This window comes from Yersinia sp. 2466 StPb PI (assembly GCF_041538325.1).
Taxonomy (GTDB): Bacteria; Pseudomonadota; Gammaproteobacteria; order Enterobacterales; family Enterobacteriaceae; genus Yersinia; species Yersinia enterocolitica_E.
Genome location: NZ_JAULSL010000001.1, coordinates 1875241 through 1892852 on the forward strand (window position 1 = coordinate 1875241; position 17612 = coordinate 1892852).

A 17612-nucleotide genomic window follows, 5' to 3' on the forward strand; every position below is an offset into this window, starting at 1 on the left:
GCTACTCACCTGCGTTCCATTGCGGGCTAAAGATTATCTTTATCTTGTGGGGCGAATCTCTTTTGCGCGGGTTCCAACCCCGACAAATTCATACAGGTCATTAATAGCGGCATTAATAGCAACCCAACCCCGGCTGATGCCAACGTCAGTAAGGCAAAAAAGCCTTGCCAGCCATAATGTTGCAATACTTGCGCCAGTGGCCATCCCGCGAGTGCTGCACCGAGGTAGGCAAATAATCCGAGAAATCCAGTGACCGTACCGGCGGCGTCTTTATGGGTATATTCCGTTGCCGCCAATCCAATGAGCATTTGCGGCCCGAAAACAAAAAAACCGATACTGAAAAATGTCACTGACAGCAGCGGATAGTTATGTACCGGTGCCAACCACAGCGCGGTCATAGTCAGAAATAACCCCAGCGCGAATAACAAAATCATCGGTGCCCGCTGACCACGAAATAACAGATCTGATCCCCAGCCAGCAAACAGCGCGCCAAATAATCCACCTAACTCAAATAACGACAACGTGGCATTGGCACTGAGCAAATTGACCCCATGGCTCTCCGCCAGCCAGATATTGCCCCAGTCGTTGAGAGCAATGCGGATCAAATAGACCAGCACATAAGAGACCCCCAGCAACCAGATGGTGCGATTACCTAAAATGGCATCACGTAAAATACGCCCCATCGGCATCGGCGGGCTTTGTTGCTCCTGCCATTGATCCTGTGGATCGCGCCGCCATTGGCCGATAGTCGGCAAACCTTGCTGTTGCGGCTTATCGCACAACTGCCAGCACAGCCAAATCCCTAATACGATGCCTATCGCACCCGGTACCAGTAGTGCGGCTTGCCAGCCATAGTGCGAAGCCAGAAAGGCAGACAGCAGAGGCACTGCCGCCCCCCCGATGCTGATAGAGGTATTCCAGCATCCCCACCAGCTACCGCGTTCACTGCGTGAATACCATGTGCTGAGCAATTTGGCGCATGGCGGCCAGCCCCATCCCTGAAAGAAGCCATTCAAGGTCCACACAATTAACAGTGCGGGTAGGGTGTGGCATAGGGTGAACACCACATTCAGCACCCCGGTCATCATCAGGCCGATGCCCATAATCCAGCGGGCTTGAGTCCGGTCGCTGACGATACCGGAGACAAATTTAGAACCGCCGTAAGCCAGGTAAAACAGGGTGCCGAGTAAGCCGATATCCCCTTTGTCCAACCCCAGTTCCAGTTGCATCACTGGCATCGCGTAATTGACACTTTTACGCGTTAAATAAAAGGCGGCGTAACCCATCACCATGGCGGCCATCAGGCGCGGCCGCCAATAGCGATAACGCGCATTCACCTGTTCCGGCGTCAAAGGCTCGGGGGGTAAAGTCTTCGACGACGTGTACGATGCAGGCATGGATTCCTCCAGTAAGTGAGTTGAGTGTAGGGAAGGTGAAAGTGAAAGAGATGAGACAAGGTTTTAGGCGGCTAGGAATAATGCTTATTTATGAAGACTTTTGATTCAATTTTGTGGGCAGGTTCACAGTGTCATTACTGCGGACGTGAGTGGGTAGATTGACCACCACCCGGGTACCTAGCCGGCGTTGCAGTAACCAGTCTCCCCCCAGTGCACGCACCCGTTCTTCAATGCCACGCAGGCCAGAACCACCTCCAGGCGGTTGTACCGGAATACCCATGCCATCATCGCGCACGTCCAGCGTGATGATATTGTTACCGATGCGCAGGCTGACGTGAATATTGTGTGCCTTGGCATGCTTATTAATATTGTTCAATAACTCCTGCACCAATCGATACAGGGTGAATATCACCGCATCTTCACCAGGGTTGGGTGGCAGCGCATAATCCAGTTGGAAGTTGATACCTTGCTCGGCAAAAGCAAATTCTTCAGCCAGATGGTGCAGTGCTTGATCCAGCGGCATTTCATCCAGAACTGGCGGACGTAACTGGCGTAACAGTTGGCGCGTGGTTTGATGAATACGTTGCGACAGGGTACTTATCTGATTTGCTGCGGATTGCGCTGCCGCGGAGGGGGCGCTGCGGTTGACTAACATCGCCTGGATTTGAATTGCAGTGATATTCTGACCAATCTCATCATGCAACTCGCGTGCAATCTCTTTGCGCACATCCTCCTCGGTATGCACCAACCGCTCCATTAGTTTGCGGCGAGTTTGTAATTCTTGTTCTAACTGATTGCGGTAACGGTGCAGATGTTGTGTCAGTTGCTGCTGACGGCTGATAGCGATACCCAGCGTCATCCCCAGCAGGGCTTGGGTCGAGAGGAACAGCTCCAGTTCCGCCAGGTCATGAAACGCGCCACTGGCCTGACGGGTGACTGTTATCATCAGGCTGCCTAATACCGCAGCCAATACCCCCCCTTGCCAACCGAATTTGTAAGCCATAAACACATTGGGCAGAAAAACAAAAATCAGCAACAGGCGCTCCATATTCGGCGTAATAGCAACCTGTATACACACGCCAATGGCAAAAATAAGCGAGCACCAAATCAGTAGCGAGGTACGCAGCGGCGGATCGGGCATCTGTTGGGAAAACAGGTTACGGATGTGCTGCTGCTTTAAATATTCATAGATAAGATAGGTAAAGGGGACTAGCAAAATACCGCCGGTAAAGGTGGCAAGCAGGGTCTGCGTTAACGATAAAGGTAGCCAAAAACCCAGTACGAAGCCGTGCAGTAAGCTGTTGCCCGTCACCGCAGTGAGTAAAAGTAACAGCCGTTGCCAATAAAGGGTGTAGTGATGCCAGAAACGTTGACTCAGCCAGGCGGGCAATAAACTCAGCGCCGATGAAAGCACAATTAAGGCCGTAACTTGTAACTTTTCGCTATACAACCACCACAACATCCCAGATTCGGCCAGCAGCAGTACCGGCCAATAACGGCAGGGTAGCAGAATCATTAAGGCCAGCCGTAGCCCTTGCGGCAGCAGTAAAACGGCGTGTAAACCGTCATTACTGAGATAAAAACTGATGGTCCACAGGGCGAGCCAACTCAGAGAATAGAAGATGGTCAGAAACAGCGATAGCCCCACCGACCGTAGCTGCAACATACTTAGTTACCTGCCAACAACTGATGCTGTAGGGCAAAATGCACCAGTTCGACAGTGGTTTCACAGTTGAGTTTGCCCAGAATATTGGCTCGATGGACGTGGACGGTTTTGTGGCTGAGTGACAATTGCTCGGCAATGGATTTAACACTGATTCCATTGATTAACAATTGGAAAACCTCTTTCTCGCGTGGCGTTAATATTGCCAGTTGTGGCGGATGTTGTGGTATATAACGCAGTGCTCGCAGTGCGTCGGCACACAGATAGAGGCCGCCTCCATTGACCGTCCGCAGCGCCTGAACCAATTCATCCGGCCCACAGCGTTTAGTCAGATAGCCGCTGGCACCCGCATCCATCGCACTTTGCACAAAGGCGGTGGTGTCATAAATACTCAGAATAATTGCGCGAAAATGAGGCATGGTTTGACGCAGACGTTTGAGCAGACTTAGCCCGCTTTCATCCGGCATCGAAATATCCATAACGGTAACATGCACATCGATATTCGGTAGTTCGGCCCACGCCTGCGCTGCCGAACCATATTCACCAATAATGCGAATATCTTTTTCCAGCGAGAGCAGTTGGGCAAACCCAGAACGGACGACAATATGGTCATCTATCAATGCAACATTAATCATGATTTTTCTGTATTACGGAACCTAGCCTGCATGATGCTCATCAATCTTTGTTGTAGCAATAATTGTTATCAAAAATGTTAGAGGCTTAACAGATGCAGGAAAAATCTGATTATTAACTAGGCAATTATTATCTGAGAAATGAAGCGCTCCACGTGATTGACGGTGGAACGCCTTTGCTGTCGAGTGGAGAGCCGTGCCAACTACGCTGATTTTTTACTGCGATAAATCCGCTGTGGCCGACCCACCTTGCCATAAATAATTTCTGCCTGTAGGGCCTGATTAGTGGCACAGAACTCCAGATAACGGCGTGCCGTAGTACGGCTTAATCCCAGAACCTGGGCGACAGTTTCTGCGGTGTACTCCGCCGTGTTATCACTGAATAGGGTTTGGATTTTGTCCAATGTCATCTGGTCTATGCCTAATGGTAGCGTCACTTTCTGTTCACCACGGGCATAGGTATTATACATTTCATCGATCTGGCGCTGATTAACCTTGGTACCATCTTGTAATACCTGATGGCGGTGGCTGTAACGGGCTAATGACTGCTCCAACCGCTCATAGGCTACCGGTTTAATCAGGTAATCAAAAACCCCATAACGGATTGCTTCAGATACCGTCTCACTATCGCTGGCAGCAGTGACGAAAATAATGCCACCAGAGAAACCCTGTAAGGTCATCTCACGCAGTAATTCCAGGCCACTACCATCGGGCAGATAGTTATCCAGCAAAATCAAATCAGGCTTGAAACGCGTCACCATGCTGCGGGCTTGTTGCAAGTTACCCGCGAGCCAAACTTCGTGGCAATAGCTGCTTTGTTTGATAAATTCTGCATGCATCTCTGCCAGCGGTGTTTCGTCTTCTACCACTAAAATATTAAGCCATTCCATGGGATCTCCTCATCTTTGAGATCAACGCGTCTTCGGAATAAAGACCGTAAATAAGGTGCCGCGCGGCGGATTTTCTTCTATCGTAATGGTGCCGCCACTTTGCTGAACATAGGTGGCTACCAGGTACAGGCCGATCCCGTGTTCGTCTGAATTTTTAGAGCTGATACCGCGTTCGAATAAGCTATCTTGCAGTTGTGGATCGATACCGCAACCGTGGTCGGCAACCTCCAAAATCAAGTTATCCCCTTCATCAGAGAGGTAAATCTCAACCTGTTTATCGCATTCCGGGTTCTTCAAGCTAGCCTCAAAAGCGTTATCCAGTAAATTCCCCATGATGGCAGCCAATTCGTTCTCCCCGATGGTGGGCGGCAGTATGCCCAACTGGCAACCGGGAATAAAGTTCAAGCTCAGCCCTAACTCCTTGGCCCGGTGGTATTTACCGAAGAGTAAAGCGGCAATTTGCCGGTTACTGAACGCGGTACGTAACATATCAATCAGAGCCTGATGGGATGAAGACTCGGTTTTTACCATCTCAAGCGCCCGATCAAACTCTTTCATCTGCAATAACCCACTGATGGTTGACATCCAGTTCAAGTGTTCATGGCGTACCGTGCGCAGATTCTCGACATATTGCTTAATCTGGCTCAGTTGGACGCTAAGAGTATGAATATCATCCTGGCTACGAAAGCTCACCACCCAGCCTTGAAACACCCCCTCTTCAGACCAAATACCCGCCCGATTGGCGATAGTATTCAAGCCATTAAAGGTACATAGCTCATCCTGACGGTTATCGCCGGTTTGATCGAGGAAGAAATGGTCAGGTGAGACCACTTCACTGACGTTGCAACCTATTAACTGTTGTGGTGTGGCGGAGATGTGCAGCATTTTACGCGCATTTTGATTGATTGCAGTGATCCTTCCCTCAGGATCAACCGCCAGCAGCCCTTCAAATACGGCACCAAACAAGGCTTCTTGTTGGCGCAATACCCGCGCTATCTCTTTCGGCTCCATTCCCATCATTTGTCGGCGGATGTGGTGTGCAAACAGCCATGACAGCAATAGCAATACAATCAGCACCATGATAAACGAGTGAGTGAGTGGCAGCAGATAAATGAGTCGCCAGTGGTCAATCTTGCTGATGAGGTAGCCCAGAGAAACGACCCCGATGATTTGTCCTTGTTCGTCGCGGATCGGGGTTTTGGCCCGCATCGCTTCCCCCATCGAGCCTTTACCGAAAATGATATAACTTTCACCTCGTTCCAGCGCACCGGGTTTCGTCCATTGCATCGGATAACCAATCATTTGCGGATTAGGGTGATACAGACGAATCGACTGAGTATCGCCAATCACCAGATAATCAAGATCTGAGGTATCACCTAACCGCCCCACAATTTGTGCTAACTGAGCTTTATCGCGGCGTTTTACTGCATCCACCACCGAATCCATCGCGGCGATAATCTTGGCCTGATTCATCGCGGTTTTACTGACCTGATCCAGTAAATATTGTTCAAAACTGTGGCTCAGAAAACGATCAAGTGTACCAACCAAAATGATCGAGACGGTTAATAGCAGCAAAAATATACGCAGCGGGAAGGCAATATTCTTCAAGCGACTCCATTTCAGGCCGTGCCATTTTAATTTGCGTAATGGGGAAGAACCTGAAGAGGAACTGGGCATGCTACTCACCTTAATTAACATATGGACCATTAGCACAGGCATTAACATAAGTGAATTTAAGCAATAATTAAATAGCTAAGAGAAATAAAAAATAATATTAATAATTAAAGAAATTAAAACCATTAAATAACTTATATTTACTCTCTTATATGTGAAATAGGTCAATTAACCACGCTATTTTTATGTTTAGCATGTGGTCGTAAATTAATTGGAATTAAAAATCAGTTTTTAAATGGTTATTTTATATTGTTGTTTTTATGTGAATTTTTAATTTAAATCGCACGCTTTGACTTGCCTGATTATCGGGAGTTTAACTTGTGTTTTATTTGTTATATAAACGTTATGCTAGAGAGTGAATTATGGATACGGTATTTAGTCAAATTAATCGTTCAGAGCATCAGCAAATTGCAGAAATAACACGTTTCTTGCGTGCAAACGATCTGAATATAGATACCACTGTTGACGTATTTATTACCGTAAGCCGTAATGAACAACTCGTGGCCTGTGGCGGGATTGCCGGCAATATTATCAAATGCGTGGCAATCAGTGAGCAGGTTAGGGGGGAAGGATTGGCGCTGACCCTGGCAACCGAACTGGTCAATTTGGCCTATGAACGTCACCACAGCCATCTGTTTATTTATACCAAGACCAAGAATGAAGACTTATTTAAAACCTGTGGCTTTTATCCGATAGCCAGTGTCCCCGGTATTGTGGTGTTGATGGAAAATAGCGCCTGCCGCTTGCAGCGTTATGCCAAACAACTAAGCCAGTTACGCCAACCGGGACAAAAAATTGGCAGCATTGTAATGAATGCCAATCCGTTTACCCGTGGGCATCAATATTTAGTCCGCCAGGCCGCGGCACAGTGTGATTGGTTGCACCTGTTTTTGGTGAAAGAAGATAACTCGCGTTTCCCTTATGAAGATCGCCTGCAATTAGTGCTCAGTGGCACCGAGGATATTGCCAATCTTACCGTGCATCCTGGCTCGGAATATATGATCTCTCGTGCCACTTTCCCGTGTTATTTCATTAAAGATCAAGGTGTGGCCGATGACTGTTATACCGAAATCGATCTGAAGATATTCCGTCAATATTTGGCCCCGGCATTGGGTGTCACTCACCGCTTTGTTGGTACCGAACCGTTTTGTACCGTGACCGCCAAATATAACCATGACATGAGCTACTGGCTGGAAACCCCGTTATTAGTCTATCCCCCCATCTCACTGGTAGAAATTGAGCGCCTTAAATATCACAACACCGCTATTTCTGCCTCTTGGGTACGCAAATTACTGGCTCAGGGGGATGGCGAAACCATTCGTAAATTGGTCCCCCCCGCCACCTGCCACTATCTACAACGCCTGCTGGCGCAGCGGGCAAAAAAGGTAGCTTCAGCAAAGGATCCAGCCCTGTTTTAGTCGAATAAAGCAGGGCACAAAGATAGGTGCAGATACGTAGATCAGCAATCTCGAATTTGAAGACAAGTTAATCAGGTGAAAAATGAAAATTATCAGAGAGGCCGTCGCCGGAACACTGGAGTCGAGCGACGTGATGGTGCGCATTGCGCCATTAAATCCACCCGAAATAGATCTGCAAATACATAGCAGTGTGGATAAGCAGTTTGGTGAAGCTATTCGTTACAGTGTTTTGGCACTGTTGGAACAGTATCGGCTAAGCGGAGTGCAACTGATTATTGACGATAAAGGCGCACTGGATTGCGTGTTGCAGGCTCGGTTGGAAACCGCGCTACTCAGGGCAAGTGACGAAAAAATTCTGCCATGGAGAGTATCGTGATGAAACCTGAAATGAAAAACAGAATGCGTCGCAGCATGTTATTTGTTCCTGGCGCTAATGCTGCAATGGTAAGCAATGCCTTTATTTATCAGGCTGATGCATTGATGTTCGATCTGGAAGACTCGGTTATTCTGCGCGAAAAAGATGCCGCCCGACGTTTGGTCTATCACGCCTTGCAACACCCGCTTTATCAAGATGTGGAAACCATTGTGCGAGTCAATGCGTTGGACTCAGCCTACGGACTGGCCGATTTGGAAGCGGTGGTCCGAGGGGGGGCCGATATTGTACGTCTGCCCAAAACTGACTGTGCGCAAGATGTGACCGATATGGCGCGCGAGATCAGCCGTATCGAGTCGGAATGCGGCCGTGACGTTGGCAGTACAGGTCTGCTGGCCGCGATTGAGTCAGCACAAGGGATTACTCAGGCACTGGCTATTGCACAGGCATCTCCGCGCCTGATGGGGATTGCATTAGGTGCAGAGGACTATGTGCGTAACTTGCGTACCGAGCGCTCACCAGAAGGTATTGAGCTGCTGTTTGCGCGCTGTTCAATTTTGCAGGCGGCCCGCGCTGTTGGAATTCAGGCTTTCGATACCGTCTATTCCGATGCCAACAACGAAGCCGGTTTTTTGCAGGAAGCCGCATTGATCAAACAACTGGGCTTTGATGGCAAATCGCTGATTAACCCACGGCAAATCGAACTGCTACATAACCTCTACGCCCCGACCGAGAAGGAAGTCCACCACGCACAACGCGTGGTCGATGCGGCGGCGGCGGCTGAAGCCGAAGGACGTGGGGTGGTCTCCCTGAATGGCAAGATGGTAGATAGCCCGGTGATTGAACGGGCACGGTTGGTTTTGCAACGTGCGGTCAGTGGCCTGCGTGAGGAATAAAAGATGAATAGGCAACAACGAGTAGAAAGCTTAAGTCGCACTCAGGATAACGGCCCGGCGTACCACCTGTATCAAAACACCTCGAAAGCGAATTTACAGGCGCAGAAACCCCGTGATATCAAAATATGTGACTCACTGGAGACAGTTATCCGCCGTTGCGGGTTGCAAGATGGCATGACTATCTCCTTTCACCATGCTTTTCGTGCTGGTGATTTAACCCTGAATCTGGTGATGGATACCATTGCCGCCATGGGATTCAAAAATCTGCGTCTGGCCTCCAGCTCGCTGAGCGACTGCCATTCACCGCTGGTGGATCATATCCGCAATGGGGTGGTCAGTGAGATCTATACCTCTGGTCTGCGCGGGCCGTTGGCAGAGGAGATCTCTCGTGGGTTACTGGCTAAACCCGTACAGATTCACTCCCACGGTGGCCGGGTTAATCTGATTGAATCCGGCGAACTGACTATCGATATTGCCTTTATCGGCGTACCGGCCTGTGATGAATTTGGTAACGCCAATGGCTTTAGCGGTAATGCCTGTTGTGGCTCGTTGGGCTATGCCAGAGTCGATGCAGAATATGCACACTGTGTGGTATTGCTGACAGAAGCGGTGGTGACCTATCCCCATCATCCAGCCAGTATTACCCAAGATCAAGTTGACCTGATTGTACAGGTTGAAAAGGTCGGTGATGCCGACAAGATCGGTGCTGATACCACCCGAATGACCTCGAATCCTCGTGAGTTACTGATCGCCCGCCGAGCTGCCGAGGTGATTGCCGGTTCTGGCTATTTTATCGATGGATTTTCTTTGCAGACCGGGACCGGCGGGGCATCGCTGGCAGTGACGCGCTTCCTTGAGGATAAAATGCTGCGGCGCAACATTACTGCCGCTTTTGCCCTCGGTGGCATTACTTCAACAATGGTAGAACTGCACGAAAAAGGGCTGATTACCAAGTTGTTGGATGTGCAAAGCTTTGACCGGCAGGCTGCCTCCTCACTGGCCCGTAATCCACGTCACATCGAAATCAGTGCCAATCAATACGCCAATTTTAGTTCGAAAGGTGCGTCAGTCGACCGACTGGATGTGGTGGTGCTCAGTGCTCTGGAGATTGATACCCGTTTTAACGTCAATGTACTGACCGGCTCGGATGGCGTGTTACGCGGTGCCTCTGGCGGCCATTGCGATACGGCGGTCGCCGCCCGACTCTCTATCATCGTCGCTCCCTTGGTTCGTGGCCGGATCCCGACGCTGGTCAATGACGTCACCACCTGTGTGACGCCCGGCTCCAGCGTCGATATTTTAGTGACCGATCATGGTATTGCGGTTAATCCAGCCCGGCCCGAATTGGCAGAACGCTTACAGCAAGCCGGTTTAGCCGTAGTCACCATCGAATGGCTGCATCAGCGCGCGTTACTGCTGACTGGCGTGCCACAACCTATTGCATTTACTGATCGCGTCGTAGCGGTGGTGCGCTATCGCGACGGCTCAGTAATTGACGTTGTGCATCAAATACAGGAGTAGGCGATGAACACACTCTCTCCTGCGTTAGCGGCCAACCGGCCCATCAGCTTACCGGAGTTACTTACCAGCCGTGAGTCCCGTCAGAGCAGACAACAGGCGTGGCTGGCTCGCCATCAGGTGACGTTGATTTCACTGACGTTGGTGGCACCCGGTGCGGTGAAAGATAACCCATTGACGCGCAAATTATTTGCATTGGCATGGCAGGCGATCACCTCGCTAAGTCAACAGCAGTGTTGGCCAGTGTTGCAACAAGAGATTTTTCCACTGCCGACCGGCTGTGAAGGTTTGATTGCGGTGGATTTACCTGCGGAACAGGTGAAGGACGCCGCGTTGTTACTTGAGCTAAAGCACCCGCAGGGCCGGTTATGGGATATCGATGTGCTTGATGCATCGGGGCAAATCTTATCGCGCCGTGATGTGGGGTTAGCGCCGCGCCGCTGTCTGCTTTGTCACCGTCCAGCCAATGTCTGTGCCCGCGCGCAAACTCACAGTATTGACCAACTATTGGTTCAGATGGAGTTGATGCTCAATGCCACAACTGCAACGCACTGACAACAGGGCGGCTCAATCACCTGTCGCCTCCTCTGACTTTGCCAAAAAATATGGCGCACTGGCGTATCGCGCCATGCTGGCAGAGGTGAATCTGACACCGAAACCGGGCCTGGTGGATCGCTTCAATTGTGGTGCACATAAGGATATGGCGCTGATCGATTTTTATCACAGTGCCGATGCTATTGCGCCGTGGCTCCCGCGCTTTATAGAACAGGGCATCAACCACGCTCAGCTTGGTGGGCAGGCAGCACTGAACAGCCTGCGACCGCTGGGACTGGCGTGTGAAAATAGTATGTTCCACGCCACTGGGGGGGTGAATACCCATAAAGGTAGCGTTTTTTCGCTGGGATTAATTTGCTGTGCGTTGGGGCGGCTGAAAGCGCGAGGTGAATGGATTAGCGCTGATGCTATTTGCCAGGAGGCGGCACGTCTGTGCTCTGGGCTGACAGAGCGTGAGTTGTGTCAATCCAATCCACAACAAACGGCGGGCCAACGGCTGTTCAATCACTATGGCCTGACCGGCGCACGCGGCGAGGCCGAATCTGGCTTCGCTACCGTGTTGAATTATGCCTTGCCGGCTTACCAACGCTTATTAGTTAACGGGGCGGAATCCGACCATGCCTTATTGCACACTTTGCTGATTTTGATGTCCGTCAACCGCGATACCAATGTGGTATCCCGTGGCGGTATGGCCGGGCTGCAATGGCTGCAACAGCAGGCGACAGAGATTCTGGCCTCACTCGCATCGGCAGGGATGGGTTCTCCTCTCAGCCTGAGGCGGGTGCGAATGTTTGATACCCAATGTATCGCCCGCAACCTTAGTCCCGGCGGCAGTGCTGACCTGCTGATCCTAACCTGGTTTCTGGCGCAGTTCCCTCATCATCTCCCTCACAAAAATAATAGCGTTGTTATTGAACCAGTAACAGCTATAGGAGTATCTCTATGTTGAAGTCGCAAGAGAAATTATGGAAAGCGCTCGCGCCTTTTGTGGTGCTGGCTGTTCTGCTGTTGATTCCCACCCCGGAAGGAATGCCACCTCAAGCCTGGCGCTATTTTGCGATTTTTGTCGCCATGATTGTTGGGATGATTTTAGAACCGATTCCAGCCACCGCGATAAGCTTTATCGCCGTGACGATATGTGTACTGAGTTCAGATTGGGTGCTATTTAGTGCGGCTGAAGTGGCTGATGCCAGCTTTAACGGCGGTAAAGAGTCTTTAAAATGGGGGCTGGCCGGGTTCTCCAGTACCACCGTCTGGCTGGTGTTTGGGGCATTTATCTTTGCGCTGGGTTATGAAGCCACCGGACTTGGCCGCCGTATCGCCCTGTTCATGGTGAAATTCATGGGCAAACGTACCCTGACGTTGGGTTATGCCATTGTTATTATAGATATTCTGTTGGCACCCTTTACACCATCAAATACTGCCCGTACCGGGGGAACAGTGTTCCCGGTAGTAAAAAATCTGCCACCCCTGTTTGATTCATTCCCCAATGATCCGTCGTCACGGCGTATCGGGGGGTACCTAATGTGGATGATGGTGATCGGGACCAGTATCAGCTCCTCCATGTTTGTCACTGGCGCGGCACCTAACGTGCTGGGTATCGAGTTTGTCAATAAAATTGCCGGTGTCCATATTGGCTGGATGCAGTGGTTTTTGGCGTTCCTGCCCGTTGGGTTAATTTTACTGATAGTGGCACCCTGGCTCTCTTATGTGTTGTATAAACCCGGCGTGACCAAAAGCGATGAGGTAGCGGCTTGGGCGCAAACAGCACTGACTGAGATGGGGGCGTTAACGCGCAAGGAAGCAATCCTAATTGGTTTGGTGCTGCTGAGCCTGTGCTTATGGGTGTTTGGCGGTAAATTCATTGATGCGACGGCGGTAGGGTTGCTGGCAGTATCCCTGATGTTGGCACTGCATGTGGTGTCGTGGAAAGACATTACTAAATACTCAAGTGCCTGGAACACGCTGGTCAATCTGGCCACACTAGTGGTGATGGCCAATGGCTTAACGCGGTCGGGCTTCATTGATTGGTTCGCCAATACCATGAGTACCCATTTGGATGGTTTCTCGCCGAATATGACGGTGGTCGCGCTAGTATTGGTGTTCTATTTCTCTCATTATCTGTTTGCCAGCTTGTCTGCCCACACGGCAACCATGCTGCCGGTTATTTTGGCGGTCGGTAAAGGTTTAAGTGGTGTGCCGATGGAACATTTATCTATGCTGCTGGTGTTATCCATTGGGATCATGGGTGTCCTGACGCCGTATGCGACTGGCCCTGGTGTGATTATCTATGGCTGTGGTTATGTGAAATCGAAAGATTATTGGCGGCTGGGTGGCATCATGGGGGTGTTCTACATCTCAATGTTGCTGCTGGTGGGCTGGCCAATCATGAGCCTGTGGTATTGATGACAAAGTAACCGTGAGAAGGGCCGGTCAGCGGCCCGACTCATGATTATCGGTTTATCAGCCGGTGTACACGCCAAATACCCTTGGCAGCCACAGTGATATTTCAGGAATATAAGTGACCAACATCAGCACCAGGAACAGTGCGCCGTAGAACGGCAACATCGCTTTCACCACTTGTTCAATCTTCTGTTTACTCACCGCACTGGCGACAAACAGCACCGACCCCACCGGGGGAGTGATCAGACCAATTCCCAAATTGATCAACATAATCATACCGAAATGGACCGGATCAATACCTAATGAATTGGTCACTGGCATCAGTACCGGTGTTAGGATCAAAATCAGCGGTGCCATATCCATCAAGGTGCCAATCAGCAGCAGCATGATATTGATACACATCAGAATCACGTATTTGTTATCAGAAACCGAGGTAAAGAATTCAGTGATACGTTCTGGCAACTGCATGTAGGTCATGATAGCGCCGAAACTGGCGGCAAAACCTATTAAAATCATCACGATAGTGACAGTTTTTACTGTGCGATACATCAGTTTAGGCAATTCGGACCATTTATAGTCGCGATAGATAAACATAGTGACGAAGAATGACCACAAACAGGCAATCGCGGCAGATTCTGTGGCGGTAAATACCCCGGAAAGAATTCCTCCCATGATGATGACCACCGTCATCAACCCCCATAATGTATCGACAAAGATTTTGAGCGCCTGACGGAACGGCACTCGTTCACCTTTAGGGTAACCTCGCTTATAGGCAAAGCCGACACACATTAGCATCAGGGTAAAACTGAGCAGCAAGCCCGGTAAAATCCCGGCAATAAACAGTGCCGCGATGGATACGGTGCCGCCGGTTGCCAGTGAGTAAATCACCGAATTATGGCTGGGTGGGGTCAATATCGCCTGCACTGAACCACTGGCGGTGACTGCGGCGGCAAAATCACGCGGATAGCCTTTTTTATCCATTTCCGGGATCATTACCGAGCCAATGGAGGCGGTATCTGCCACTGATGATCCTGAAATGGCACCGAAAAATGTTGAAGCCACAATGTTAACTAGCGACAAACCACCACGGATGAAACCAACGAAAATATAGGCGAAACTCACCAGCCGCCGTGCGATGCCACCTTCGGCCATAATGGCCCCCGCCAGAATAAAGAACGGAATGGCCAGTAATGAGAATTTATTGACGCCACTGGTGATTTGAATCATCACCGCTTCCAACGGTAAATCAATCCAAAATGCACCGGCGATGGCACTTAAACCGACGGCATAAGCCACCGGGACACCAATAGCCAGCAAGATTGCCAGCGTAAAAACTAAAATAAATGCGTCCATAAGGCAAAGTTCCCCAAATTATGAATTGCCGATCATCACTACCGGGCGGTGGGTCTGCGGGCCAAAAAATAGCCGCTCGATGATAAACATCAGCGTAATCGCGGAGCCGATTGGCAGAGGAATATAGCTTTGTCCGGCTGTCAGTAATGGGAACTCAGCCACTGGTTGTGACCAAAGCTCGCTACACAGAATGTAGCTATAGACCAAAATAAACAGGCTTATCAGCACCATCAGCAAATCAACCAATAACAGGCATACTTTTTTACCGGTCTCAGAGAGCCGATCAGTGACCATACTGACGGCAATATGTGAACCAGAACGATAACTGGCGGCAGCACCAATAAAAGTAAATGTCACCATACATAATATGGCGACGGGTTCTGGCCAGGATAAGCCATCGTTTTGGACATAACGGGCAAATATCCCCATAGGGATAACCACAACCATAATGATTAAGGCAATACCAGCGACCCAGATTGACAGGCGATATAACGCATCCATCGTTGATAGATAATAGCGAGCCATAGCGGAGACCTCAGTGTACCCAGGGTCATTGGCTACAACCCCCATGACCTTGGGTAAATATCAGTAGTATTAAAATATTTAATACTGTCGGAAAGATGTTATTGCACGGCTGCAATCTGCTTGATCAGTTCTTGATGATCCTTACCGAATTCATCACGAACGGGTTGAGTGGCTTTATAATAATAGTCATGGTCCATTTCATGATATTGCACGCCACCGGCTTTCATTTTGTCATGGGATTGCTGCACATAGGCTTGCCATAATACGCGCTGCTCAGCCTGTGCTTCTTTGGCCAATTTCAGAATGGTTTGTTGATCTTCAGCAGATAATTTATCCCATTTTGTTTTGGAATAAAGGAACAGCTCAGGAATAATAAAATGGCCGCTCAGGGTATAGTTTTTGACAACCGGCAGATAATTGTGGGCGATAAAGGTCGGTTCGTTATTTTCGGTACCATCAATCACCCCGGTTTGCATCCCGCTGAATACCTCGCTTACACCCATACTGAGTGAGTTGGCACCCATGGCCTTAAGGGTAGCCAGTGCAATCGGGCTGCCCTGAACGCGGATTTTCATACCTTTGAGATCTTCTGGTTTAACCACCGGTTCTTTGGTAATCAGATTACGGGTACCCGCATCCATCCAGCCGAGAAATACCAATTTTGAGTTCTTATTGTTAGTGATTTTATCACCGATTTCTTGGCCGATTTGACCATCAATAACTTTATGTAAATGGTCTTCGTCGCGGAACATATAGGGCAGGGTAAAGACACTGATCTCCGGCAGAATAGAGGCAACAGGGGTCATAGAAACACGAATAATATCAATTGCTCCCATTTGAGCCTGTTCTATCATTTGCTTTTCATCACCTAAGACGCCACCTGGGAATGTTTTAATTTCCAGGCGACCATCCGTTGCGGTCTTTAGTTTGTCACCCATATTTTTAACAGCAACAACATTAGGATAATCTTTGGGATGAACATCGGCAGCTTTAATTTGTTGAGCAGAGGCCATTTGACTAAATAATATGGCAGAAATAGCCAGGCACAGTGTGGGCAAAGGCTTTGGGAATTTCATTCAGTGTTCTCCAGAAGTCGCTATACAAAAGATAAAATGGATTATTTTTAATAATGGGATAGGTATATACCCAATAGAATTCAAGCAGCAGGTGCGTATCTGTAACCTGTAACCTGACGGATATATCAATATATAAAAAAAGGTTATTCCTTTATCCCTCTGGTAATTAACCTAGCTGTTTACTTTTTCTTTTAAATTGACCATTGTCACAGAAAAAGAAACGTCAGGAACTGCGTTTCAATAATTGTGAAGTGACATTTCATAATGAATTAAGTCGTATTGGGTTATTTGTTGATGGGATTGGTGTTTTGGCTTTTGGTAGCAACTTGCTTTCACTGATGTGTTTTAGCCATCGGGATAGGTTCGGATATTGTGGTGCTGTGGGTTAACTACTATTATAAAGGCCTATGAATCCAGATGATTAGGATAACGCGTGACGTCGGTATTTATTCGTAACTTTACCTTTGCCGCACTGCCAGCCAGCGGTTTAAATGGCCAACCATTGTTTCACGGCCTGTTGGCAAAATGTGATTTTGATGTCAATGAATACCGGGATGAGCTGTTTGCTGCTTATGGCATTGCCTTTCCCGGCAGTTTACAAAAAGCAGTGGCAAAACGGCGTGCCGAATACCTGGCGGGCCGTTTTGTCGCCCGACAAGTGCTGAATATGCTTGAAGTACGCAATTATCCGTTAGCGAATGGGCTAGATCGCGCGCCACTATGGCCCGCCGGTTTGATTGGCAGCATCAGTCATAACAACCAACGTGCTCTGTGCACTGCGCAAATTATAACGCCGGCTACAGAGTATTCTGATCAAAGTGCCCATGTCCACGGTGTTGGGCTAGATATTGAAAGCCTGATTGCAGTTGAAAGGGCGAATGATCTATGGCCCGGAATCCTTAGTGAGCAGGAGTACCGCGATCTTCAGGAAGGCCCATTAGTATTCAACCATTTACTGACATTGGCTTTTTCAGCCAAAGAGAGTCTATTTAAAGCGGTGTATCCACAGCTAGGGCGTTATTTTGACTTCCTGGAGGCCCGTTTCCTGAGTTATTCCATGGCATCAGGGCGTTTTGAGTTGCAGCTATTACGCGATCTCAGCAGTGACTTCCCTGCAGGCCGCATTTTTACGGGATGTTTCACTGTTAATGACAGTGATATTCAAACATTTATTGCTTACTAAGTTGGGGCTAGTCACTTGTTGTAATAACTTTTTATTTTTTTAAGTTGGAAATTTCA

The 17612-nt window shown here is 49.1% G+C and carries 16 protein-coding genes; 8 read left to right on the forward strand and 8 right to left on the reverse strand.

What is annotated here, in order from left to right; genetic code table 11:
• Window positions 1–26: 26 nt before the first annotated feature.
• The 5 genes from uhpC to dpiB all read right to left on the reverse strand — a co-directional run bounded on the left by uhpC (window position 27) and on the right by dpiB (window position 6280).
• Complete coding sequence (gene uhpC / locus Q2T72_RS08420) at window positions 27–1397, reverse strand: MFS transporter family glucose-6-phosphate receptor UhpC (RefSeq protein ID WP_372568954.1); 1371 nt, start codon at window positions 1395–1397, stop codon at window positions 27–29.
• 88 nt (window positions 1398–1485) lie between these two features.
• Window positions 1486–3063: an MASE1 domain-containing protein gene (locus Q2T72_RS08425; protein ID WP_372568955.1), complete on the reverse strand. Its 1578-nt coding sequence runs from the start codon at window positions 3061–3063 to the stop codon at window positions 1486–1488.
• A 2-nt stretch (window positions 3064–3065) separates the two neighbouring features.
• Entirely contained in the window at window positions 3066–3695 is a 630-nt protein-coding gene (locus Q2T72_RS08430) for a response regulator (protein WP_083159218.1), read from the reverse strand.
• A gap of 200 nt (window positions 3696–3895) precedes the next feature.
• Window positions 3896–4582, reverse strand: coding sequence for a two-component response regulator DpiA (gene dpiA / locus Q2T72_RS08435; protein ID WP_083159217.1), 687 nt, complete (start codon window positions 4580–4582; stop codon window positions 3896–3898).
• Window positions 4583–4603: 21 nt separating this feature from the next.
• Complete coding sequence (dpiB, locus tag Q2T72_RS08440; RefSeq protein ID WP_372568956.1) at window positions 4604–6280, reverse strand: sensor histidine kinase DpiB; 1677 nt, start codon at window positions 6278–6280, stop codon at window positions 4604–4606.
• A gap of 338 nt (window positions 6281–6618) precedes the next feature.
• Between dpiB and citC the strand changes: the two genes are divergently transcribed.
• From citC to Q2T72_RS08475, 7 genes are all read left to right on the forward strand, one after another.
• Window positions 6619–7674 (forward strand): [citrate (pro-3S)-lyase] ligase, encoded by a 1056-nt coding sequence (citC, locus tag Q2T72_RS08445; protein ID WP_083159215.1) that lies wholly within the window; start codon window positions 6619–6621, stop codon window positions 7672–7674.
• 82 nt (window positions 7675–7756) lie between these two features.
• Window positions 7757–8050, forward strand: coding sequence for a citrate lyase acyl carrier protein (citD, locus tag Q2T72_RS08450; RefSeq protein WP_083159214.1), 294 nt, complete (start codon window positions 7757–7759; stop codon window positions 8048–8050).
• Window positions 8050–8943, forward strand: coding sequence for a citrate (pro-3S)-lyase subunit beta (gene citE / locus Q2T72_RS08455; protein ID WP_083159213.1), 894 nt, complete (start codon window positions 8050–8052; stop codon window positions 8941–8943). Before citD ends, citE begins: the two co-directional genes overlap by 1 nt.
• A gap of 3 nt (window positions 8944–8946) precedes the next feature.
• Window positions 8947–10464 carry a citrate lyase subunit alpha gene (citF, locus tag Q2T72_RS08460; RefSeq protein WP_372568957.1) on the forward strand — a complete coding sequence of 506 codons (1518 nt, stop codon included), beginning with the start codon at window positions 8947–8949 and terminating at the stop codon, window positions 10462–10464.
• Window positions 10465–10467: 3 nt separating this feature from the next.
• The gene (citX, locus tag Q2T72_RS08465) at window positions 10468–11016 is read left to right on the forward strand and encodes a citrate lyase holo-[acyl-carrier protein] synthase (protein WP_005185535.1); all 549 of its coding nucleotides are present in this window, start codon (window positions 10468–10470) and stop codon (window positions 11014–11016) included.
• Window positions 10994–11965 (forward strand): triphosphoribosyl-dephospho-CoA synthase CitG, encoded by a 972-nt coding sequence (citG, locus tag Q2T72_RS08470; protein ID WP_372568958.1) that lies wholly within the window; start codon window positions 10994–10996, stop codon window positions 11963–11965. Before citX ends, citG begins: the two co-directional genes overlap by 23 nt.
• A complete protein-coding gene (locus Q2T72_RS08475; RefSeq protein ID WP_083159211.1) occupies window positions 11959–13422 on the forward strand; it encodes an anion permease in 1464 nt (487 codons plus the stop codon). The genes citG and Q2T72_RS08475 overlap by 7 nt, the downstream gene beginning before the upstream one ends.
• A 57-nt stretch (window positions 13423–13479) precedes the next feature.
• On the opposite strand, the gene Q2T72_RS08480 is transcribed toward Q2T72_RS08475, so the two are convergent.
• From Q2T72_RS08480 to Q2T72_RS08490, 3 genes are all read right to left on the reverse strand, one after another.
• A complete protein-coding gene (locus Q2T72_RS08480) occupies window positions 13480–14772 on the reverse strand; it encodes a TRAP transporter large permease (RefSeq protein ID WP_019080904.1) in 1293 nt (430 codons plus the stop codon).
• Window positions 14773–14790: 18 nt separating this feature from the next.
• Window positions 14791–15297 (reverse strand): TRAP transporter small permease, encoded by a 507-nt coding sequence (locus tag Q2T72_RS08485; protein ID WP_083159210.1) that lies wholly within the window; start codon window positions 15295–15297, stop codon window positions 14791–14793.
• Window positions 15298–15395: 98 nt separating this feature from the next.
• Window positions 15396–16373, reverse strand: coding sequence for a TRAP transporter substrate-binding protein (locus Q2T72_RS08490; protein WP_102970435.1), 978 nt, complete (start codon window positions 16371–16373; stop codon window positions 15396–15398).
• 433 nt (window positions 16374–16806) lie between these two features.
• On the opposite strand from Q2T72_RS08490, the gene Q2T72_RS08495 reads away from it, so the two are divergent.
• Window positions 16807–17556, forward strand: coding sequence for a 4'-phosphopantetheinyl transferase (locus Q2T72_RS08495; RefSeq protein WP_083159209.1), 750 nt, complete (start codon window positions 16807–16809; stop codon window positions 17554–17556).
• The last annotated feature ends 56 nt before the right edge of the window (window positions 17557–17612 follow it).